This is a genomic window from Candidatus Zixiibacteriota bacterium (genome assembly GCA_040753495.1).
GTDB lineage: Bacteria > Zixibacteria > MSB-5A5 > GN15 > PGXB01 > DYGG01.
This window is the reverse complement of sequence record JBFMEF010000102.1, coordinates 1-21,265: the sequence shown is the minus strand read 5'-3', so window position 1 is coordinate 21,265 and position 21,265 is coordinate 1. Positions and strand designations below refer to the sequence as shown.

General features: G+C 49.3%; 17 protein-coding genes. 9 read left to right on the top strand and 8 right to left on the bottom strand.

Annotated elements, in window-relative coordinates:
- The 4 genes from AB1690_06775 to AB1690_06760 form a co-directional block, all read left to right on the top strand.
- The coding region (locus AB1690_06775; protein MEW6015009.1) for a hypothetical protein at positions 1 to 732 on the top strand (732 nt) is incomplete at its 5' end.
- Between the two features lie 323 nt (positions 733 to 1,055).
- The gene (locus AB1690_06770) at positions 1,056 to 3,617 is read left to right on the top strand and encodes a hypothetical protein (GenBank protein MEW6015008.1); all 2,562 of its coding nucleotides are present in this window, start codon (positions 1,056 to 1,058) and stop codon (positions 3,615 to 3,617) included.
- Positions 3,618 to 3,685: 68 nt separating this feature from the next.
- A complete protein-coding gene (locus AB1690_06765; protein ID MEW6015007.1) occupies positions 3,686 to 6,331 on the top strand; it encodes a hypothetical protein in 2,646 nt (881 codons plus the stop codon).
- A 20-nt stretch (positions 6,332 to 6,351) separates the two neighbouring features.
- Positions 6,352 to 8,901 carry a hypothetical protein gene (locus tag AB1690_06760; GenBank protein ID MEW6015006.1) on the top strand — a complete coding sequence of 850 codons (2,550 nt, stop codon included), beginning with the start codon at positions 6,352 to 6,354 and terminating at the stop codon, positions 8,899 to 8,901.
- On the opposite strand, the gene AB1690_06755 is transcribed toward AB1690_06760, so the two are convergent.
- Both AB1690_06755 and AB1690_06750 read right to left on the bottom strand, forming a co-directional pair.
- Complete coding sequence (locus AB1690_06755) at positions 8,902 to 10,119, bottom strand: MFS transporter (GenBank protein ID MEW6015005.1); 1,218 nt, start codon at positions 10,117 to 10,119, stop codon at positions 8,902 to 8,904.
- The gene (locus AB1690_06750; protein ID MEW6015004.1) at positions 10,116 to 11,285 is read right to left on the bottom strand and encodes a hypothetical protein; all 1,170 of its coding nucleotides are present in this window, start codon (positions 11,283 to 11,285) and stop codon (positions 10,116 to 10,118) included. The genes AB1690_06755 and AB1690_06750 overlap by 4 nt, the downstream gene beginning before the upstream one ends.
- A 72-nt stretch (positions 11,286 to 11,357) precedes the next feature.
- Between AB1690_06750 and AB1690_06745 the strand changes: the two genes are divergently transcribed.
- Positions 11,358 to 12,683: a potassium transporter TrkG gene (locus AB1690_06745; GenBank protein MEW6015003.1), complete on the top strand. Its 1,326-nt coding sequence runs from the start codon at positions 11,358 to 11,360 to the stop codon at positions 12,681 to 12,683.
- Between the two features lie 4 nt (positions 12,684 to 12,687).
- Positions 12,688 to 13,341 carry a TrkA family potassium uptake protein gene (locus tag AB1690_06740; GenBank protein MEW6015002.1) on the top strand — a complete coding sequence of 218 codons (654 nt, stop codon included), beginning with the start codon at positions 12,688 to 12,690 and terminating at the stop codon, positions 13,339 to 13,341.
- On the opposite strand, the gene AB1690_06735 is transcribed toward AB1690_06740, so the two are convergent.
- Complete coding sequence (locus AB1690_06735) at positions 13,338 to 13,802, bottom strand: chemotaxis protein CheW (protein MEW6015001.1); 465 nt, start codon at positions 13,800 to 13,802, stop codon at positions 13,338 to 13,340. The genes AB1690_06740 and AB1690_06735 overlap by 4 nt on opposite strands.
- 117 nt (positions 13,803 to 13,919) lie before the next feature.
- A complete protein-coding gene (locus tag AB1690_06730) occupies positions 13,920 to 14,702 on the bottom strand; it encodes a DUF72 domain-containing protein (GenBank protein ID MEW6015000.1) in 783 nt (260 codons plus the stop codon).
- A gap of 119 nt (positions 14,703 to 14,821) precedes the next feature.
- Here AB1690_06730 and AB1690_06725 point away from each other — a divergent pair, with 119 nt between their 5' ends.
- Complete coding sequence (locus tag AB1690_06725) at positions 14,822 to 15,949, top strand: aminopeptidase (GenBank protein MEW6014999.1); 1,128 nt, start codon at positions 14,822 to 14,824, stop codon at positions 15,947 to 15,949.
- Between the two features lie 53 nt (positions 15,950 to 16,002).
- Here AB1690_06725 and AB1690_06720 read toward each other — a convergent pair whose 3' ends face one another.
- The 4 genes from AB1690_06720 to AB1690_06705 form a co-directional block, all read right to left on the bottom strand.
- Complete coding sequence (locus tag AB1690_06720) at positions 16,003 to 16,668, bottom strand: TIGR00730 family Rossman fold protein (GenBank protein MEW6014998.1); 666 nt, start codon at positions 16,666 to 16,668, stop codon at positions 16,003 to 16,005.
- Positions 16,669 to 16,733: 65 nt separating this feature from the next.
- A complete protein-coding gene (locus tag AB1690_06715; GenBank protein MEW6014997.1) occupies positions 16,734 to 17,657 on the bottom strand; it encodes a DMT family transporter in 924 nt (307 codons plus the stop codon).
- Between the two features lie 47 nt (positions 17,658 to 17,704).
- Complete coding sequence (locus AB1690_06710) at positions 17,705 to 18,496, bottom strand: SDR family oxidoreductase (GenBank protein MEW6014996.1); 792 nt, start codon at positions 18,494 to 18,496, stop codon at positions 17,705 to 17,707.
- A gap of 3 nt (positions 18,497 to 18,499) precedes the next feature.
- The gene (locus tag AB1690_06705; protein MEW6014995.1) at positions 18,500 to 19,867 is read right to left on the bottom strand and encodes a dipeptidase; all 1,368 of its coding nucleotides are present in this window, start codon (positions 19,865 to 19,867) and stop codon (positions 18,500 to 18,502) included.
- A gap of 211 nt (positions 19,868 to 20,078) precedes the next feature.
- On the opposite strand from AB1690_06705, the gene AB1690_06700 reads away from it, so the two are divergent.
- Together AB1690_06700 and AB1690_06695 are read left to right on the top strand one after the other, a co-directional pair.
- Entirely contained in the window at positions 20,079 to 20,780 is a 702-nt protein-coding gene (locus AB1690_06700) for a DUF1573 domain-containing protein (GenBank protein ID MEW6014994.1), read from the top strand.
- 110 nt (positions 20,781 to 20,890) lie between these two features.
- Positions 20,891 to 21,094: a hypothetical protein gene (locus tag AB1690_06695; protein ID MEW6014993.1), complete on the top strand. Its 204-nt coding sequence runs from the start codon at positions 20,891 to 20,893 to the stop codon at positions 21,092 to 21,094.
- Positions 21,095 to 21,265: the final 171 nt, after the last annotated feature.

The following is a 21,265-nucleotide window of genomic DNA, read 5'->3' as shown; positions in this document are numbered from 1 at the left end:
ACCATAGATGTAACCATTCCGACCGGGGAGAAAAAAGCCGCCGCGGCAGTCACGCCGGAGATGCTCGCTAAGGGCAAAGAGCTTTTTGCACTGGCGGCAAAAGCCAGTGGCGGCGTGGATAATTTCAAGAAAATCAAGGGAAACGCTTACAAGGCGTCGATGAATCTATCTCTTCCTCAGGGAGAATTCACCTTCCAGAGCAATTCCATCAACCTCTTCCCCGACAAGAGCCGGGATGTAATCATTACGCCGATGGGCGAGATGATGAACATTCGCAATGGCTCCGAGGGATGGTCGAAGCAAGGTCCGGCGGTAATGCCGGCCTCGGCAGAGGAGCTGGAAGATGCAAAGAAGGACAATTTCCGGAACCTGCTTCTGGCTTTTCAGAAAGCAGACAATCCCGATTTCACCGTTGCCTATCTAAAAACGGAGCCTTTTAAGGGAAAAACAGCTGATATTCTTGAAGTCAGCTCCGCTGATGGCTCCCATAGTTTTAAACTGGTGCTTGATGCCTCCAGCCATTTGCCTCTGGCGAAACTCTATTTCGGACAGACCATGACCGGTCCCGGGAATCTGACAGAATCATATGATGATTACCGCGATATTTCCGGGGTAAAAATACCGCACTCGGTCCTGGTCGAAGCCGATGGCAACAAAATGGTCGAACTCAAAATCACTGAGTACCAGTTAAATCCTTCTGCGGATGATTCTCTTTTCTCCAAGCCGCAATAATTGCCATTTCAGATACTGAAATCGCCGGGCGACTCCAGAAAAGTCGCCCGGTTTCATGTAGTTTAGATTCTTGCTAAGCGCATATTTTGCGCCACCTTACATCAAGTCTCAGACACTTCGCCCCCATGAAAAAAATCGCAATTTGACTATTGCGAATTAATTTTCTTTTTGGTAAATTGGGCTGTTAAAACGTTACTAAAAGTGAAAGATATATATACTTTTATGAGGGATATATGAAGTTTTCGAGACTTGCAGCGGCTGCATCGGTTTTCTCATTATTGATTACGACGCCTGATATTAGCCTTGGCAGAGCATTATATGATATGGAAAGCTCCTGGCGTCCGGCGAAAGTCCATGCCGCTCATGTGGCATTAGGGGCAGTTCACAATGTTGGGAAAATCGGTCTTTCCGTTACCAATCAGGGTAATTTCGGCACCGGTTTCATTGGCGCTTTTGTTGACCCGGTTCTTGGCGTGCAGGCGCCATCCTGCGAGTATCCTTACCCCAGTCAGTTGCAGTATCTTTTCTCCGGAGCGTTTTGGATTGGGGCGATTTCAGGTCGCGATACCCTGGTATCGGTAGGCGCTGACGGCTGGCAAGCGACACGGGAGATGTGGCCCGATGAGGAAGGCTCGCCCAATGCGCAGGTGATTCGCAGAACCATTAAAAACGAGAATGACCCAGATGCTATTTCGGAGCAGGATATTATCTGCATTTATACGGATACGGTTACCAACCCCAGTTATGTTACGCAGGACCCGAAAGACGGACGGCCGCATAGACCTCTTGGCATCGAGGTAACCCAGAGGAGTTTTGCCTGGAGTTATGCCTATGCCGAAGATTTCATTCTCTTTGACTACGCCATTAAGAACATAGGCCGAAGAGACCTCAATAAAGTCTATATGGGCATATATGTGGACGCCGATGTCAAACTCAAGAGCTCGCAGGAAGGTTTTGATGACGACATTTGCGGTTTCCGCTGGGCAATTGATTCCCCTTTTGAATCACAATGCGATTTTGTCGATACCATTCGAGTCGCCTGGATTTCTGACTTTGACGGTAAGAATCAGGCTTCCGACGAATGTTGGATGCCGGGCGCGACCAATGCGTTAACATCTGTGACCGGCACGCGCGTTGTAAGAACACCATCGGATTCTCTCAAGTATTCATTTAACTGGTGGATATCCAATGGAACAGCCGCCCTTGATTTTGGACCGAGGAAAGCTGGCACTCCCGAAGACCCGTTCCGCGACTTTGGAGGTTATCTGGGAACTCCTGAGGGCGACCGGAATAAATACTACATAATGCGCCATGAAGAATTTGACTATGACCAGCTCTTCACCGGCAAGGATAACACTCCCGAAGGCTGGCTTCCCCCTCCCCCTTCTCCCTATAACCGCGACTTTCCGGACGGCTATGATACCCGTTATCTGCTATCCTTTGGTCCTTTTGATATCTCACCGGGAGAAGTCCTGCCTATTAGTTTTGCTTATATCGCCGGGGAGGATTTCTTGACCGACTGTGAATTTCCGGAAAGATCTTGGAATCCTTCTTTCCCTGAAACATATTACAATTACTTGAAATTTGACGACATCGGATTGAACGCCATCTGGGCATCCTGGATTTATGACAATCCCGGGGTTGATACTGACGGAAACGGATTCAGCGGCAAATACCGAATCTGCGTTTATGACTCCATTCCTGACACATCATCGGCGGGAAAATTAATTCCGGGACCGACTGTCAGAAAAGGTATGAGAGACACCGTCATCATTGAAGACGGCTGGATTAAGTTTGCCGAGGTGACTTTCTATGAAGGTGACGGCGTTCCTGATTTCAAAGGGGCATCGCCGCCAGCAGCCCCCCGGCTGAGGCTATTCCCCAAGATCAACGAATTCAATGAAGGCGAGATCACTATTCGCTGGAACGGTGCTGAAAGAGGCACGGAAACCATCGAAGACGTATTTAGCGGGTTGCTCGATTTTGAAGGTTACCGCGTTTGGGTATCGTTGTCCCCCTCGGAGAATGACTTTGTGATGATATCATCATATGATAAGGATGATTTCAATAAATGGATTTGGAACAGGAATCGCGGTATCTATGTCCTTTTGGACCCCCCTTTCACTCTTGATTCGCTAAAGGCGCTCTATGGCGATGGCTTTGACCCGGACTCCTACACCAGAAATAATCCGTTTGCCTGGCAGGATTCTCTTTTCTTTTTCGCCCAGCAGGAATGGAATCAATCGGACCTGACCGATACCACCCTGATTCATAAGCGATTTCCCACTGAGCCTTTCCCCTGCACGCTGAATCCGGACTCCGCTAAGGTTTATTGTCCGGATGCTCTGATAGAAGATTCGCTTTTCAAGTATTTCGAATATGAGTATACTCTCAAACATCTGCTGCCGTCGCAGCTATATTATGTTTCCGTGACGGCATTTGACTTTGGCTCGCCCTCAAGCGGATTGGCGTTTCTGGAAACCAGAAAACGCGACAACTATGTAGCCGAATATGCCCAGCACCAGAATTCTGTGGCGGAGTCCAAAGGGCTTAATGTTATCGCCTACCCTAATCCCTATATCGGCGACGGCAGTTATCGCGAACTCGGTTTTGAAGGGCGCGGACTGGATGAATTCCGCGATGACCGGGTGCAGCGGATTCACTTCACCAATCTGCCCAACAAGTGCAAGATCAGGATTTTCTCGATTGACGGCGACCTGATTCGGGAAATTGACCATGATAAGCCGAAAGATTCTCCAGGAAGCATGCACGCGGAGTGGGATATGATTACCCGCAACACCCAGGCGGTTGTCTCCGGTATCTACTATTACTCAATAGAATCGAGTCAGGGAAATCAGATCGGTAAGCTGGTAATTATAATGTAAAATTGGCCGAAGCAGGCTGGACATAGAAATAAACCGGGATTGGCATCTGAAGAGAGCATGTTCATTGAATGAGTATAGTTGTTGTTCTTGCCGTCTGTCTGCTTCTGGCGCCGACGGCTCTGTCCCGGGCAATTTACAAACTGACTCCTGAAGAACGAGCCTACCGCACTTCATACCGGTCGGCTGTCGGCGACCGACCTGTCCCCGAAATTGCCGTTCATAATATCGGGAATGTCGCCTTAACTGTTTCTAATATCGGTCAATTCGGAACGGGATATCTGGGGGCACAGGTTGACCCAATTACCGGCACTCAGGCTCCCTCCTGCATCTTTCCTACCGGTTCCAATATCAATTATATGTATGTAGGTTCATTCTGGATTGGCGCTGTCGTGGGCCGAGACACGCTCGTTTCCTGCGGCGTTGATGACTACTATAATGTAATCGAACTCTGGCCCGACCCGCTTCCCATGGGACATATCGAAAGGAAATCGATACAGCCTTCCAGCCAGTTCTTCACCGACGATGCCATCAGTGAACAGGATATTATCGCCGTCTATACCGATACCGTTACCGACCCCTCTCTGGTAAATATAGATACCTATGACGGGCGGCCCCATGTTCCGCTCAATATCGAAATTACCCAGAGAAGCTATGCCTGGAGTTATGAATATGCCCAGGATTTCATACTTTTCGATTACTCCATCAAGAATATAGGCCGTAAGACGCTGGATAAAGTCTATATGGGAATATATGTTGATGGCGATGTTCATCATACATCCCGTCCCGGCGAGGAAGGTTACGGAGAGGACTTGTGCGGCTTCAAGAGAACATATCCGGTTAATGAGCTCTGCCCTTACATCGACACCGTAAATTACGCTTATATTATGGACAATGACGGCGACCCCAGTGACCAGAATTCCTGGAGCAGCACCTCGGCGCGGGGCGCCGCCGGTGTCAGAGTGGTCCGAACTCCTTCGGATTCTCTGGCGTACTCTTTCAATTGGTGGGCAACCAACTATAATTCGGCCGATGATTTTGGTCCCCGGAGGGCCGGGACTCCCGATGACCCCTTCCGAGATATGTTTGGCGTTCTGGGAACGCCGCTGGGCGACCGCAATAAATATTATGTTTTAAGGCATCCGGAGTTTGACTATGACCAGATGTTCACCGCAAAAGACCATACGGCTGACGGCTGGTTGCCGAGCCCGGCGAACGCTGTCGATATGTCGGATGGCTTTGATGCCCGATATCTGCTTTCTTTTGGTCCCTTTTCGATATATCCCGGCGAAGTGCTGCCGGTCACCTTTGCTTTCATCTGCGGTGATAATCTGCATACCGTGCCGAGCAGCTTCAAGAGCCTCTTCAGTCCTTATCAACCTGAGAAGTTCTATTCCTCACTCGATTTCTCAAGCATTGCCGAAAACTCCCGCTGGGCATCCTGGGTTTACGATAATCCCGGGGTGGATACTGACGGCAACGGTTACCGCGGGAAATTCAGGATTTGTGTGTATGACTCCATTCCCGATACTCTCGGCAAACGCCCTCCTGTCCTTGTCGGCAAAGGAATGAAAGACACTGTTTTTGTCGAAGACGGTTGGATCAAATATGCCGACGTCAGTTATTATGAAGGGGATGGCGTCCCTGATTTTAAAGGGGCGTCACCTCCGGCCCCGCCAGTGGTACGGATATTCCCGCGTCTGAGTAAATTTAATGCCGGTGAGCTGGTAATCAGATGGAATGGCCTGAGAAGCGAGATGGAGGAAGATGCTTTCAGCGGAACGCTCGATTTTGAAGGATACCGCGTATATCAGTCTCTGTCGCCCGATTTGAGAGAATTCTCTCTGGTGTCATCATACGACCGGGAAAATTTTAATCGCTACGTTTGGGATCCAACCCGTCAGGGATGGCGCCTTCTTGACCTCCCCTTTTCTCTGGATTCCTTGAAGGCGATTTATGGAGAAAACTTTGACCCTGATAATTACCCTTATGACCATCCCCTTTATGTTCCGGTATCTGGCGGGCAGGATTCGGTGTTCTACTTTGTGGCGCAGGATTGGAATCAGTCCGACCTGCGGGATACCCTGCGGATTCACAAGAGGTTTCCCGATGAGCAGTTTCCTTCGACCTTGAATCCGGATACGGCAAGAATATACTTCCCCGAGGAGCTGACCGAGGAAGGATACTTCAAGTATTTCGAATATCAGTACGTTCTCAAAAATCTGCTGCCGTCGCAGTTGTATTATTTATCTGTTACCGCCTTTGATTACGGCTCGCCCGGTCATGGTCTTACCGCTCTGGAAACCAAGCCAACCATAAATATGGTGGCGGAATATCCTCAGAACGATGTGGCGACCGTGGAGCGTCAGGGATTGAATGTCGTAGTCTATCCCAATCCTTATCGGGCGGACCAGAATTATCGAAGCGCTGAAGGAGGCGGCTTTGAGGGACGCGGTCAGGAAGAACTTCCGGCCGAGCGAACCCGCGCCATTCATTTCACCAATTTACCCCATAAATGCGTTATTCGGATTTTTTCGATTGACGGCGACCTGGTGCGCGAAATCTACCATGACTGCTCACCCGGTTCTCCCCAGTGCATGCATGACAAATGGGACCTTATTACACGGAATACCCAGGCGGTGGCATCGGGAATCTATTATTATTCAGTGGAATCGGAATTTGGGAACCAGATTGGCAAGATAGTGATTATATTGTAACAACCTTCGACGAGCCATAGATGAGAAGAGCACATACATTATTCCTGATTATACTTTTGCTGACGGGGGCGAACAGTTTCGGCAGAACGCTATATAACGCCGATGTCCTGAAGCCGGGTATCCAGATTGACAGCGTCCCCTATGTCACGGTGGCGGTTCATAATGTCGGATTGATGGCGCTCACGGTGACTAACTTCGGTACAATCGGACGCGGTTCCGACGAAAATATTCCCGACCCGGTTACCGGGCAGAATATACCATCTATGAATTATCTTAAGGGATATGGCCTTAATTATCTATATGAAGGGGCATACTGGATTGGCGGCAGACTCGGCAATGACACCCTGGTTTCGACCGGCGGTGGGGCATCCTACGGCGTCCGAGAGTTTTGGCCCAAGACATTCCCCGAGGGGGATATTCGTTACCGGTCGTCAAAAGACCCCGAAGCGCCCGAATTCGACAGCTCTATTTCCCAGCAGGATTTTATCGCCGTATTCTTTGATACCCTGACCGACGTCAGTTACACCGGCTATGACTATTATTCTCGTCGCTTCCACAAGCCGATGAATCTCAAAATTACTCAACGGAGTTATGCCTGGGGATATGATTATGCCGACGATTTTGTCATTTTCGACTGCGAATTGGGAAATATGAGTTTCAAGACCATTGAAGAAGTCTATATTGGAATCTATTTGGACAACGATATCGGCAGAGATTATACCTATAATTCTTATGATGATATCTGCGGCTTTAAAGCGACGGTGCCGTCACGATATATCCCTAAACTGATTGATACGATAAATCTGGCATGGGCCGCCGACAATGATGGCGACCCCGACCCGGTCTCCGGAAGCTACTTTGGCTTCTATTCTCCCACGTCGGCCGCCGGTATCCGTTTTCTGCGCGCCCCGACCGATGCAATTGATGTCTCCTTCAACTGGTGGATATCCGATTACAATCCTCAATACGATTGGGGACCGCGGCGGAATCCCCCCTTCGGCGAACCCTTCCGCTCCTTTGACGGCTTTCTCGGGACGCCGGTGGGAGACAAAAACAAGTATTATATGATGGCTCAGAAGGAAATCGACTACGACCAATGGGAAACAAGATATGACCACAGTTCGCAAGGATGGCTGCCTCCGCCGCCAAATGCGGCGCAGATATCATATGGCGGCGATATCAAGTTCTGCTTGTCTATAGGACCATTCGATTTGGGACCGGGAGGAGTAGCCCCCTTCACTTTTGCTCTGGTTGCCGGTCAGGATTTCCATCCTGACGCGGATTTTGGCAGTATCGGTTTGAGCGCTCTCTGGGCCGACTGGATTTTCGACAATCCCGGTATTGATACTGATGGCAACGGCTACAAGGGGAAATTCCATATATTCAGATATGATTCGACCATAATTGCCATAGACACAATTATTCGCCCCAACGACACTCTCTTTGATACCATTTGGGGAAGTATCTATGTCGATACTCTCTATTACAAAGGTGACGGTGTGCCCGATTTCAAAGGAGCGGCGCCGCCGCCGAGTCCCCATGTTCGCCTGTATCCCCGAATTGACGCTCAGAATCATGGCGAAATTGAAGTACGCTGGAATGGACGTCTCTCCGAAACATCGCTGGACCAATTCAGCCAACAGGCTGATTTCGAAGGATACCGTCTCTATACATCTTTAACGGGACGGGTCTACGACTATTCTATGGTATCATCTTATGACGTCGAGAATTTTGACCGCTGGGAGTATGATATCTGGCAGAAAGCCTGGGTCATAAATCAGCAGCCCTTCACACGCCAGTCACTGCGCTGGCTCTATGGCGATAATTTCAACCCTGAAGATTATCCTAATGCCGACCGGCTTTTTGCCATCTATAATTATGAAACTCGCAAGTACGATTCTTATTTCTTTACCCGGCATGACTGGAATCAGTCGGACTACCGCGACACCACAAAAATTCATAAAGTCTATCCCGACCAGCCATACCCGTCAACGCTTGACCTCGACAGCGCCGCCATGTTTTATCCCAACGAATTGACTTCGGAAGGATACCTTAAATATTTCGAGTATCGCTATTTCCTGCGAAACCTGCTGCCGTCTCAGCAGTACTATGTTTCCGTGACCACTTTTGACCACGGCTTTCCCGGGCGGAAACTGCGTCCTTTGGAAACCGACCCAACCCTGAATGCGCAGAGAGAGTTCGCCCAGAATTCCAGCGAACTGGTCAAAGAAAGAGGGCTGAATGTTGTGGTTTATCCCAACCCTTATAAGCTTGATGCCGGTTATAGGGAGAGATTCGAGGGGTGGGAGCGCCCCGATTTACCGGCGGAGAGAACCATGGCGATTCACTTTACCAATCTCCCCAATAAGTGCGTCATCCGGATTTTTACGCTTGATGGCGACCTGGTGCGGGAGATAGACCATAATTTTGCACCAGGTCAAGCCGGAAGCATGCATGAATCCTGGGATCTAATTTCCCGCAATACCATGCTGGTGACCTCCGGAATTTACTACTTCTCTGTCGATTCGGAGATGGGTAACCAAATCGGGAAATTGGTGATTATAAAGTAGTCAATCCCTGCGGAGGTTCAATTCGGGGGGAATCTTTTTTGCCGACAGTCCAAATCCCAATCCGGCAAGCAGCGACAGTCCTGCTATAAAAGCCCACATATAGATAAAATGCGGTTTAGCCCAGTCCAGCAGAAGACCGCCCAGCAAAGGACCCAGCGACCAGCCGGCCGTAACCGCGAAACCGTAAATCCCCATGTACCGCCCAGTCTTTCCTTCCGGCGCCAGATTGGCGCTGATAGTCAACGCGGGGGGCGACACAAAGTTTTCCGCCATTGTGATAATCACAAACGCCACTATAAAAAGCGCAAAAGTTTGGGAGAATCCGATGAGAAGAAATCCTGCCGCATAGATGACCGCGCCAAGCACCAGTTGCTGGCTCAGGCGGACGCGCCGCAGAAGATTGGTTATCGGCAGTTGAAAGAATGTCACCAAGAGACCGTTCAACGTGAATAGAAATCCGAGTTGACTCTTGGAAATCCCTCTGAAATCCACCGAGTAGAGTGAAAACGGGGCAATCATCTGGGCAATAACCAGGTACAGAAGAAACACTATGGCGGCGTGCCGAAGAATATTTTCATTGCCCTTAATGACCAGCATATCGCGCCAGCTGCCATGATTTTCCGAGTTGTTCGCAAATTCGACCCGCCTCAGGAATACTGAAATTATGCTGCCTGATATAAGTGTCATAATAGCTGAGAGAATAAATAATGCCGAATAAGAGCTGGCCGCGATATACCCGCCAATTGCCGGACCGGCCGCCCACCCCAGATTTCCCGCTACCCGCACTATGGCATACCCCTCGCTTCTCCTGTCCGCTGGAACCAGGTCGGCGACGGCAGCATTGGCCGCCGGTTGGAATACGGAACCAAAAATAAAGTTGACCAATATCATTATCGCCATTTCGAAAAATCCCCAGCCGGCGTAGATAGAGTACGCGATGCCCAGAAAAGTGAGCGAGCGCAAGTACTGAGCCCAAGTCATCAGATGAAACCTGCCCCAACGGTCGGATAGCTCTCCCCCCAAGGAATGCGAGATGGATCGAACGACCGCGGCCACCCCGAAAAAGAGCCCTATCTGCGTCAGGGACATCCCCAGTTCAGAATGGAAATAGATTGAAATGAAGGGGATGGCAAGAGCGAATCCTACCGAGGATGTGAACCAGCCGGTGGCGAGAATCCAAAGGCGAGTATCATGCCGTTTGAAGTATCGAAATATCACTTGGCCGTCTTTTCCAATCCGGCAATATAATCAGCAACGGCGCTAAAGCCATCGATTTTATGCTTCCCAAAGTTGCTCTCCGCCATTTTCAGCAAAACCTCTCGATTATGCCTAACGCTTATAAATTCACCCAGTGACTCGGCCGACAGGTCGTCACGCAATTCCAAAGCCGCCCCCGAATCGAGCAGAAAGCGACAGTTCAAAGGCGCGTACGGTCCGATTAAGGGATACAGGATAAAAGTAGGAAGCCCTAACCCCAGCGCCCAATTGGTGCGTTCGTGAGACGGCGCCACCATGTAATCGAATTGCTCAAAAAATCTCCCCGTCAGCCGATTCTCTTCATCTCGGGTAGTAAAGGAATATGCCCTGATGCCGGTCATCTGACTATTTCGGTCCGATTCGGACAGCAAACTTGAGGCGCCAATCGGTTCTATTCCTAGACCGGTCTTTATTTTCCTTTCAAACCGTCCGCCTTTCCTGCAGAATACTATCGCTGAGTGACCGGTTTGTTTCAGAGACATCAAGGCTCTTAACAATTTGCGAATGTGTGGCGGCGGCTCCGCCCCCGAAGAGAAGAAGGCTCCGGTCAGAGCTTCTTGTCCGGAAAGCCGTGCGCACCGTTTCTCATAACTCTCTCCTGCCTGCTCAACCAGGAAGTGCTCTATGCATAACCCCGTAACAATCACTTTTGAGGACTCAACGCCTGACTTCGCAAAGGAGGCTTTAGTGGCATCCAGCGGCACGAATATTCTTGTGGCCCGGGAGCTGGCGGCTTCCGACGGGGCGGCAATCTCGCCATGCATATAGTAGACTTCTCTCTCCGGAGAAATCATGGATATTATCAGCGGATGGGAGACGATATATCTGCCGGCGGTGGCATGACTGAAGGCGCGGATATCTCTGGCTAATATTCTTTTCATTAGACCATAATCGTCAGAGGTTCCTCTCTGACGAAGCTGGTTATAGAGACAGCTTGTCAGGCCTCCCCGGGCGCCCAGATGATAGGCTTTATTGACCAGTTTCCAGCCGGCTTTTGTAATTCCTCGGGAGATTTCGGTAATGTCGTGTCTGGCAAATGGCTCGCACCTCCTGGCTAACGCCTCAAGGACGCCATCAAGATAGAAAGGATGTCCTCTCCCTATTTCAAGATAGAGCGCATTTATCAAATCTCTTGACTCCTGACCTCCTTTATTAACTTTATATTGCATTAAATATATGAATTTTGAATTATTCCGCTTATGAAAAAGGCGTTTTATCGTCTAATGGGGATTCGCCCTGGAATCCTTATGCTGCTGGCGTATCTCGTCTTGATACTAATTGGCTCATTAGTCCTTTCGCTGCCGCTCTGCCAGAGAGCGGAGATTTCATTCTTAGATTCCTTTTTTACCTCAGCATCGGCCGTTTGTGTTACAGGCCTTATTACTGTCGATACCGCGACCGCCTGGAGTTTTTGGGGACAGCTGGCTATTCTGGTTCTTATACAGCTGGGCGGGCTGGGAATAATGACCATTGCTACGATTATCTTTGTCTCGGCCGGGCGAAGAATATCGGCGGGCGAACGGCTGTTCTTCCATGAGTCGGTAGCTGTTGGCAAGTTTCAGGATGTCCTGTACATTCTCAAAAGAATCTTTATCTACACCGCAATTATTGAAGCCATCGGCGCTGTCCTTCTAACCATGGGATTCTGGTCACATATGCCGCTCATTCCGGCTGTCTGGAGCGGAATATTCCACTCCATAGCCGCCTTCTGCAATGCCGGATTTTCCATCTTCTCGGGAAATCTGACGGCGTTTGCCTCCAGCAATGTTATCTGTTCCTCGGTGATGACTCTGATTGTCCTGGGCGGACTCGGTTATTTTGTAATGATGGAGCTCCTGCATCCCCATATGGTCTCCCCTATCAGAAAACTCTCGGTTCACGCCAAATCGGCTTTGACCGTAACCATAATCTTGACAATTGCCGGCGCCGCCGCGCTGTATGCGGCCGGGGGAATCAACTTTAACGAAGCTCTGTTTCAGTCGGTAACCTCCCGCACCGCCGGATTTAATACCGTCGATATTGCATCGCTTTCCAACGCCGCCGTAATAATTCTGCTAATTCTGATGTTTATAGGCGCTTCCCCCGGTTCCACCGGCGGAGGTATCAAGACCACCGCTTTTCTTCTGGTAGCGGCATTTGCATCTGCTCGGGCTCTGGGGAAGTCTCGTGTTTCCCTGTTCAAAAGAACCATTCCTCAAGCGGACATCTACAGGGCCGTGGGGGTCTTCATTCTGGGTATTCTGGTTGTCGTGGGAAGCGCTTTCGGTATCATCATCTTCTACCCTGTCGGAGCGTACGGTTCCGAAGAGATTTTCAAAATGGCGATTTTTGAGGTCGTTTCAGCATTGGGAACAGTCGGTCTATCACTGGGGCTGACTCCGCACTTGACAGCGCCGGGGAAGATTATCATAATAATGACTATGCTCATCGGTAAAGTAGGGATTCTCTCCATCGCTCACAGTCTAACTGCTCCCAAAGGCAAAACGGAAATTATATATGCTGAAGAAAGCGTTATGATAGGATAAATTTATGAAGAGATTTGGTGTTATAGGTCTGGGAAATTTCGGGTTCTATATTGCCCGAACTCTTGCCGAAGAGAAGTGCGAGGTAATCGCCATTGACCGCGATCCGGTCAAGGTGCAGAAGGTCTCCGAATTTGTGGATATGGCGGTGGTCGGCGATGCCACCGATATTGAACTTCTCAAAAAACTGGGCATGGCGGAAACAGAAGCAGTCATAGTTTCGACCGGCGATAGCATTCAATACTCGATTCTGGTAACGATGTTCTTGAAAGAACTGGGGGCGCTTAATGTGGTCGCCAAGGCTATTTCAGAAGAGCATGCCCGGGTTCTGGAGAAAGTGGGCGCCGACCAGGTGATAATCCCGGAAAAAGAGATGGCAATGAAAAGCGCCAAGTCGCTGGCAACTCCCAATATGATTGATTTTGTCCCCTTATCCGAGGAGTACATTGTGGCGGAGATTTCCCCCAGCGAAATAATGATGGGTAAGAGTCTGGCGGAAGTGCAACTTCGCAATAAATACAATGTCCAGCTTCTGGCGGTAAAAGAGGTGGTCCCGGACCGGCTGATTTTCGTGCCTTCCCCTGAATATAAATTCAAGGATAGCGATATTCTGCTGGTGCTTGGTAAAAAAGAAGATATTGAGGCGCTGCGAAAGGTTTAGCGCGCCCTGCTTTTGACCGGCTTTCTCTTGTGACGGGGACGGCAAAACTTCTCCGGCTTCAAAATATAGACCGCCTGCTCATCCTGTATAATAACTCCGCTCACAAATTCCGGCGCCGGTCCATTGGATATCCCTGAGTACTCTTGAATATCGCCCGGTTCCACTCGAATAATACTCTCAACCGAGTCAACCGCCAGGGCATTTCCCGAATCCTGCGGACCCAGAAGAAGCACCCGATATGATGGCGGAATCGCCTCCGGTAATCCGAAAAGCTTCTCGGCCGGATAAACTAGATTATAGGAAATATCTCGAATCTGAATCTTATTCGCACGCTTCATAGCATCGACGCCAAGACCCGCTCCCGGGGAGATTATCTCAACTATCTGCTGAACATCAAGAGCAATCATCCTTGAGGAGACCTGAGCGATAAGAAACTGCCGGGGTGTATCAGAGTTCTTCATTAATCTAATATTCGGTATTATTCAGAGTAATATTAAAGGTTTTATGACTCTTGGCAACAATAATCGAAATAAACTAATACATTATATAATATTGTTATATTGTTGTTTATTAATATCTTACAATGATTGCATTTTCGCGGTATCGAGCATCTTGAGCAACCGTCGCGCCGTGGTTGGGGAGTGTCCGCTGTAGTGATTATTGAAATAAGCATAGACCTCTCCCCGGCTGCGGCTGAATTCTTCTATAAGGTCTTTCCACCACTGCAGTTCTTCGGTTCGTTCCAGACGCTCATAACTGTAATCGGATTCAATCTTTTTGTGGTCCCCGAGAAAGCGAATATAAGCGAAATGGGAGGTGAATTCCGTTCGCCGCGGCATCCAGGGATGGTCTATCAAACATAATGCTATTTTCTTGTCCGCAAGCAGCCGATAGAAAGAATCCGATAACCACTTTTTATTGCGCACTTCCACTGAAATCTTGATTTTCTCCGGCATTGCCTCCACCAGAGCGGTAAGGATATCCTGATGTTCATCCGGCTTAAAACTGTAGGGGAATTGAAGCAGCAAGGGGCCCAATTTCGTTTCCAGATTATGCATGACATCGATAAAGGCGCGCGCTGCCGAAAGGCGTGAGGCAATATCCCCCTCGTGGGTTACAATCTGCGGGAATTTTGCCGCAAAGACAAACTCCTCCGGGGTACACTGTCTCCACTTCTTGACCGTTTCCGCGGTCGGAATCTTGTAAAAGGTGGCATCGATTTCCACCGTCTTAAAAACCGAGGCATAGAAACGAAGGAAATCTTTCGGGGAGCAAAACTGGGGATAAAAATTGCCCAGCCAGTCATTATAGCTGTACCCGGAGGTTCCTATCAGTATTTTTCCAGAATTGACGCCTGCCATATATAGCGGAAAACAATCATTATGACAAAAGGTTCAGCCACCAGAAAAATTTTCAGTTTCTTGCGTCGAACGGCAAAATCTATTATTTTGACGGTCAAAAAAATGCAAAGGATTATCCCATGAAAGACCCGCGAAATGCCAAATTGGCGCATAATCTTATCGATTACTCGGTTTCGCTGAAGCCGGGTGAACTGCTTTATCTTGAAATCAAAGGAAAAGAGGCGCTGGATTTATCCCAGGAGATTATTGAACATGCCACGGCTAAAGGTGGCACCGTTTTCTGGTTCTACAGCGACGAGTCTCTATTGAGACAATTTCTCAAGAATGCCACTGACCAGCAGTTCGAGAAACTGGCTGAGGTTCATCTTCAACTGATGCGGCAGTCGGCCGCTTATATCGGTCTGCGCGGTTCCGACAATCCCTTTGACCTTGCCGATATCGACAGCCGCCAGATGGAGAAATTTCAGAGGCTATTTTACAAGCCGGTTCACCTGGAGCAGAGAGTCAAGCATACCCGATGGGTGGTCTTGCGCTATCCCAATAATGCCATGGCGCAGCTGGCTGAAACCTCTCGGGAAAAATTCGCGGACTTCTACTATCAGGTCTGCAATCTCAATTACAGCAAGATGTCTAAAGCGATGGACCCGCTGGTTGCCTTAATGCAAAAAACCGAGCGCGTCCGCCTGGTAAGCCCCGGAACCGATCTTCACTTCTCCATCAAAAACATAGGTGTCGTCAAATGTGACGGGCTCAGGAATATACCGGACGGAGAAGTTTATACCGCGCCGGTCAGAGAATCGGTCAACGGCACTATTCGATTCAATACCCCTTCCCTGAAAGATGGATTTGTCTATAATGATATTACCCTCACTTTTAAAGACGGCAAGATTATCAAAGCCACCTCTTCCGCCTACGAAGATAAGCTGAATAAGATACTGGATACGGATGAAAACGCCCGATTTGTCGGCGAATTTTCTCTCGGGTTGAATCCTTTCATTTTGCATCCGATGAAAGATACTTTATTCGACGAAAAAATTCGCGGCTCGCTTCATTTCACCCCCGGATGCTGTTATGATGAGGCTGACAACGGCAATCGCTCCGCCATCCATTGGGACATGGTCTTAATCCAAAGAAAAGAATATGGCGGTGGGGAAATATATTTTGATGACAAGTTGATTCGCAAGGACGGTGTTTTCACTGACCCGGCGCTGGAGCGGGCTTTTTCAGAAGAGAACCTTGGCGATTAATCGGCTTTCAAAATCGATGCCGGGGCAGTGACTGCCCCGGTTTTTCATATCTATCAGATAGCGCGAGAGCGACGAACTTTCTCATAACCTTCTTTTATGATGCGGACGACCTCATCCGGGTCATCGGTCAGGGAGAAGTAATTGAGGTCTTCTTTGGAGAGAGTCCCGGCCCGTATCGGGCTGGAGATAATCCAGTCCACCAGACCGCCCCAAAACTCAGAGCCGACCAGTATCACCGGGAATTCGAAAATCTTTTTGGTCTGAATTAAAGTCAGGGCTTCGAATAACTCATCGAAGGTGCCAAATCCCCCCGGCATAATCACAAAGGCTGAAGCGTATTTAACGAACATCACCTTGCGGGCAAAGAAGTAACGAAAACTGAGTGATATATCCTGATATCGATTCGGTTTTTGCTCATGGGGGATTTCGATGTTCAAACCGACCGATTTTGATATCCCCTCCTGTGCCCCCCAATTGGAAGCCTCCATTATACCGGGACCGCCGCCGGTAATCACCGCGAACCCGGAATTGGAGAGTTTGCGCGCGATATCGCGCGCTAACTTATAATAAGGGGAATCTTCTTTAAGCACGGATGAGCCGAATATGGAGACGGCCGGATGCAAAGCGCGGAGCGTTTCAAAGCCGTCAACAAATTCCGACATGATCCGAAAAATAGACCAGGTTTCCGCCTGGGTATCATTTCGTTTTATTTCATTCATAGTCTCATTCCAGTTTTACTTCCGTCTTCTAATAATCGACATTTTTTCGCTTCTAATTATATCACTTACTCAATTTCGGTCAAGAGGACCCCGCCCAGAATTATGACGCCGCCGATTACAAAATGTCTTGTTATCGGCTCTCCCAGAAGCACGACCGCCACGGCGCTGGCGACAATCGGCTGCAGATTCTGGATAACCGCCACCCGGGATGCCTCCATATATTTGAGAATCCAGTACCATAAAACATAAGCAAAAGTAGAAACCACCACTGCCATATATGCGACCGAAAACCATCCGACCCAGGGCACCGTTGAGAGAGGATATTGAACAGTCTTATATATCCCGAAAGGAAAGTAGAGTAACGAGCCGTACGTCAGCGCCAGCCCGGTCACCCGGAGCGCCCCATATTTCTGCGCCAGCGGCTTGCCGATTATTGTACCGAACGCCCAGGCTATAACGGCGGCAATTATCAGAAGGTTGCCCAACAGATGTTCCGTGCCGAATCTAATTTTCCCTGACGTCAGAATCAGATAGACTCCGGCGGTGGCGATAATAATGCCGATAGTTCTTCGAAAGGTCGCCTTCTCCTTCAGAATTAGAACGGCAAGGAGATAGATAAAAATCGGAGTTGTGGCGAAGAGCAAACTGGCATGGCTGGCCGTTGTCAGCGACTGCCCCACCAGAAACAGCAACTGATTGACAGGAATCAGCACTATCCCAACCAGCAAAATCTTGAGATGGTCTCTTGGCGGAATGGAAACATTGGAGCGGCGAAATAAGAGAATAACGCTGAAAATCGCAGACGTGAAGAGAAAGCGAAAGAAAGCATAGACAAAGGGGTCGAAACTGTTCAATCCGAGCTTGGCAACCGGATAAGCAAAGGATGAAACAAACTGGTGAAGGAAGATTATGGAGTATATCCTGCCGACGGCCGGGGGGGAGTTTTCGACATTCTTGATGAGGAGATTAGCGGGAATAGTGAGACGCACCTTAAAGTTCTCTAAGATAAATCTGTATAAAGGTATAACGCTACTATTTAAAGTAACCCTTTATAAAGTCCGCCATCGACTGTGATTGATGACCCGCTGATGTAGGCGGCTCGGTCCGATGCCAGAAAAGCCACCAGGGCGGCAAGCTCATCGGGACGCCCCAGTCGCCCTGCCGGCACTCGTTCGCGATAAACTTTCAGAATATCCTCAATACTCTTGCCTTCCTTTACTGCTTCATTCTGAGCCAGGCTGCGGAGCCGGTCGGTTTCGGTGTAGCCAGGGCAGACGGTGTTGGCAGTAATGCCGTAGCGCGCCAGTTCATTGGAAAGTGACTTCGCCAGACCGGTAACGCCTGCCCGAAGGGTATTAGAGAGCACCAGATTATCTACCGGCTGCTTGACCGCAATCGATGTTATAAATATTAATCGACCCCATTTCTTCCTTATCATATCAGGCACCACCGCCCGACACAGATTTATCGCGGAGAAAAGGGTCAGGTCAGCGGCGTCAAGCCAGCTCTCTCTGGAATGGGAGATAAAGAGCCCCGGCGGGGGTCCTCCGGCATTGACCACAAGAATCTCAATAGCCCCCAATTTCTCGCTTACATGAGCTACCAGTGTCTCCGGCACACCTTCATGAGAAATGTCGCCTGGTAGAGCCAAAGGAGAACTCCCGGTGGCACTCTGGATAAGACCGGCGGCCCGGCCAATATTTTCCGGAGAGCGGGAATTTATCGCCAATCTTGCCCCTTCCCGCGCCAATTCCAACGCCGCGGCAAAGCCGATTCCGGCGGAAGCGCCGGTAACAAAGGCTACCTTATTGTTTAGTCCCAGTTCCATAGGCTATCGGGAAACCCTGGAAAGTTCATCAATTAAAGCCAGGGCGCTGTAACAGCCACGCTCGAAATCGGCGATGGCGAATCGCTCGTTTGGCGAATGGGCGTTGTCATCATTCTGCCCCCAGCCCAGCAGCAACGTATCGAGACCAAGAACCCGTTTGAAGGTGGATACCACCGGAATACTTCCCCCCTCTTTGATAAATACCGGTTCGATACCGAATCCGGTCTTTATGGCGCGCCCTGCCGCTTCCAGCCAGGGACCATCTGTCGGCACCACCACACCAGGGGCGCCGCCATGCTTGATTATCTCGCACCCTACCGATGGGGGGCAGAGTTTCTTTATATATCGTTCTGCTTTATCGAGAATATCTTTGGGGTTCTGATTCGGCACCAGGCGCATCGTTATTTTGCAGGTTGCCCATGAGGGTATTATGGTCTTGCCTCCTTCCCCCTGATAACCGCCGGTTATCCCATTAATGTCCAGGGTCGGACGGCTCCAGAGCTGCTCCAGAACGGAGAAACCTTTCTCCCCCATCAGTCCCTTAGCGCCGGTTTTTTGCAGAAATTCTTTTTCATCGAAGGGAAGCCGCCCGATCTGCTTTTGCTCCCATTCGGAAATCGGGAGGACATCATCGTAAAAACCGTCAATGGTCACATGCCGATTCTCATCATGCAGAGCAGCGATTATTTTTGCCAGGATATTTATTGGATTGGGGATAGCGCCGCCGAATGACCCGGAATGCAGGTCTCGGTCGGGACCGACCAGTTTTAGTTCCATGAAGGCGATTCCGCGCAACCCATAGGTTACGGCCGGGCGATTCTTGCCATACTGGGCTGTATCAGATACGACAACAACATCAGCCTTCAGAAGGGCGCTGTTGTCATTTATAAATTTTTCCAGGTTTTCTGAGCCAGATTCCTCTTCTCCTTCAATCAGGAACTTCATATTGACCGGCAGCTCCTGCCCGGTGGCAAGATACGCCTCGGCCGCTTTAATATGGGTCAGAAGCTGACCCTTATCGTCGGTCGAGCCGCGCGCGATGAGATAGCCGTTTTCTACGATGGGTTCAAAGGGGCTGGTTTTCCAAAGCTCATACGGCTCAGCCGGCTGAACATCATAATGCCCATAATACAGAATCGTAATCCGGTTCTTGGGCTTGATATATTCGGCATAAACCACCGGATGCCCCCCGGTTGGCATGATTCTGGTCTTCAGCCCGATTTTCTCCATATGCGATGCCAGCCATTCTGCGCAGGCAAGGATATCTTTGGCATGCTCACTCTTGGCGGAGACTGACGGGAAGCGGAGAAACTCCCTCAGCTCCTCTAACCTGCTTTCTTTCTTGCTATCCAAATATTCCCTGGGATTCATAAACTCCTCGTATGAATTGAAATACGTTGAACGATTTTTTGCGCTGCTTGACCTCAACCAAGCCAAGAGACCTGTAATATTTAAAATTAATGGAGATAATACGCATAACTACCATAAAAATCAATAAGATAAGCCGATCCCAGCGAAATTTTCTTGCCTTTTTCCGGGAACTATTTATACTGAGGAGATTTATAATTGCTGAGCTTTGCCTATGAGAATTGCGCTGATACTTATTTCGCTACTGATTGGTGTGGCTCCCTTAACCTGGGGGGAGGCGTCTCTGGTAATAAGGGACAGCGTAACCAATTTTGGGTATTTGCCTGTCAAATCGACGGTCACACGAAGTACGATTTTCTATTCGGTCGGCTCGGACACGCTCGTGATAAACGACATAAACACCACCTGTGACTGCTTGAAGTTTTCTTTTGACAGAAGAACAATCGCGCCGGGCGACAGCCTCGAAGTTGAGATCATTTATGATTCGGAGTTGAATGTCGGCATTAAGGACCGTTATCCCTATATCTATACCAATGCCCGAAAGGAACCGTATCGTATAGTGATAAAGACTGTGACCGTGACTGATATGTATAACCTGAATCCGATTATGGTCAAGCCGTTCCGCGTGCTGGCATCCGACCCTAAAGACAATTATAAACTCCGCTTTGATTTTGAGCTGACAAACAAGGGGACTGCTACGGTGCAGTTGACGCCTCTTTATAACGACAGCGACCTCTTTGCGACCAGACTTCCCGCGGAGATTCCCGCCGGCGCCACTGTAACCGGCGAGGTGGTGCTGACACCGGAGGGCTTGCGGCAGGAATTTGCCAAATCCTTCACCTTTGAGTATCTTGATAATTCGGGTCAAAAAGTGAGTCAGACGGTGCCGGTTATGCGTAAAATCTATAAAATGTGAGATTCTGCCGATAAATCCTGGGATAGACTGACAAATAACCATTTGACCGGATAAGGTTTATTTATATCATATGAAAAGAACGACTTACCTGCGAGTCACCTGGAGGTAATATGCTGAAAATGAGATTAATTGCCGTCATTGCCGTAATACTTTTCGGCGCCGCCGGAATTGCTGATGCCCAGCCGAAGATGACGATTCCCCATTCGATTTTTGATTTCGGCTTTGTGCCTCAGAATTCCAAGATAAGCCATGTCTTCTGGCTGCACTCGACCGGCACCGACACGCTAAAAATCCTCAAAGTCACCCCTGGCTGAGGATGCACACAGGCTCCGCTTTCGAAACAGGAGCTTGCTGTCGGTGACAGCACACAACTTGAGATAATATTTTCCACGGGACATTATACCAAACGTCAGTCGAAGAGACCGACCATCAGCACCAATGAAGGTCCGGAACTCAAGAGCGTTCAGATATTATGCGACGTTGTG

Bases quoted from the DNA above. Each gene is read 5' to 3' on its own strand.
- AB1690_06705 (MEW6014995.1), bottom strand. From the start codon at position 19,867: ATGAATCCCAGGGAATATTTGGATAGCAAGAAAGAAAGCAGGTTAGAG.
- AB1690_06725 (MEW6014999.1), top strand. From the start codon at position 14,822: ATGAAAGACCCGCGAAATGCCAAATTGGCGCATAATCTTATCGATTAC.
- AB1690_06720 (MEW6014998.1), bottom strand. From the start codon at position 16,668: ATGAATGAAATAAAACGAAATGATACCCAGGCGGAAACCTGGTCTATT.
- AB1690_06710 (MEW6014996.1), bottom strand. From the start codon at position 18,496: ATGGAACTGGGACTAAACAATAAGGTAGCCTTTGTTACCGGCGCTTCC.
- AB1690_06695 (MEW6014993.1), top strand. From the start codon at position 20,891: ATGCTGAAAATGAGATTAATTGCCGTCATTGCCGTAATACTTTTCGGC.
- AB1690_06760 (MEW6015006.1), top strand. From the start codon at position 6,352: ATGAGAAGAGCACATACATTATTCCTGATTATACTTTTGCTGACGGGG.
- AB1690_06740 (MEW6015002.1), top strand. From the start codon at position 12,688: ATGAAGAGATTTGGTGTTATAGGTCTGGGAAATTTCGGGTTCTATATT.
- AB1690_06700 (MEW6014994.1), top strand. From the start codon at position 20,079: ATGAGAATTGCGCTGATACTTATTTCGCTACTGATTGGTGTGGCTCCC.
- AB1690_06765 (MEW6015007.1), top strand. From the start codon at position 3,686: ATGAGTATAGTTGTTGTTCTTGCCGTCTGTCTGCTTCTGGCGCCGACG.
- AB1690_06770 (MEW6015008.1), top strand. From the start codon at position 1,056: ATGGAAAGCTCCTGGCGTCCGGCGAAAGTCCATGCCGCTCATGTGGCA.
- AB1690_06735 (MEW6015001.1), bottom strand. From the start codon at position 13,802: ATGAAGAACTCTGATACACCCCGGCAGTTTCTTATCGCTCAGGTCTCC.
- AB1690_06730 (MEW6015000.1), bottom strand. From the start codon at position 14,702: ATGGCAGGCGTCAATTCTGGAAAAATACTGATAGGAACCTCCGGGTAC.
- AB1690_06745 (MEW6015003.1), top strand. From the start codon at position 11,358: ATGAAAAAGGCGTTTTATCGTCTAATGGGGATTCGCCCTGGAATCCTT.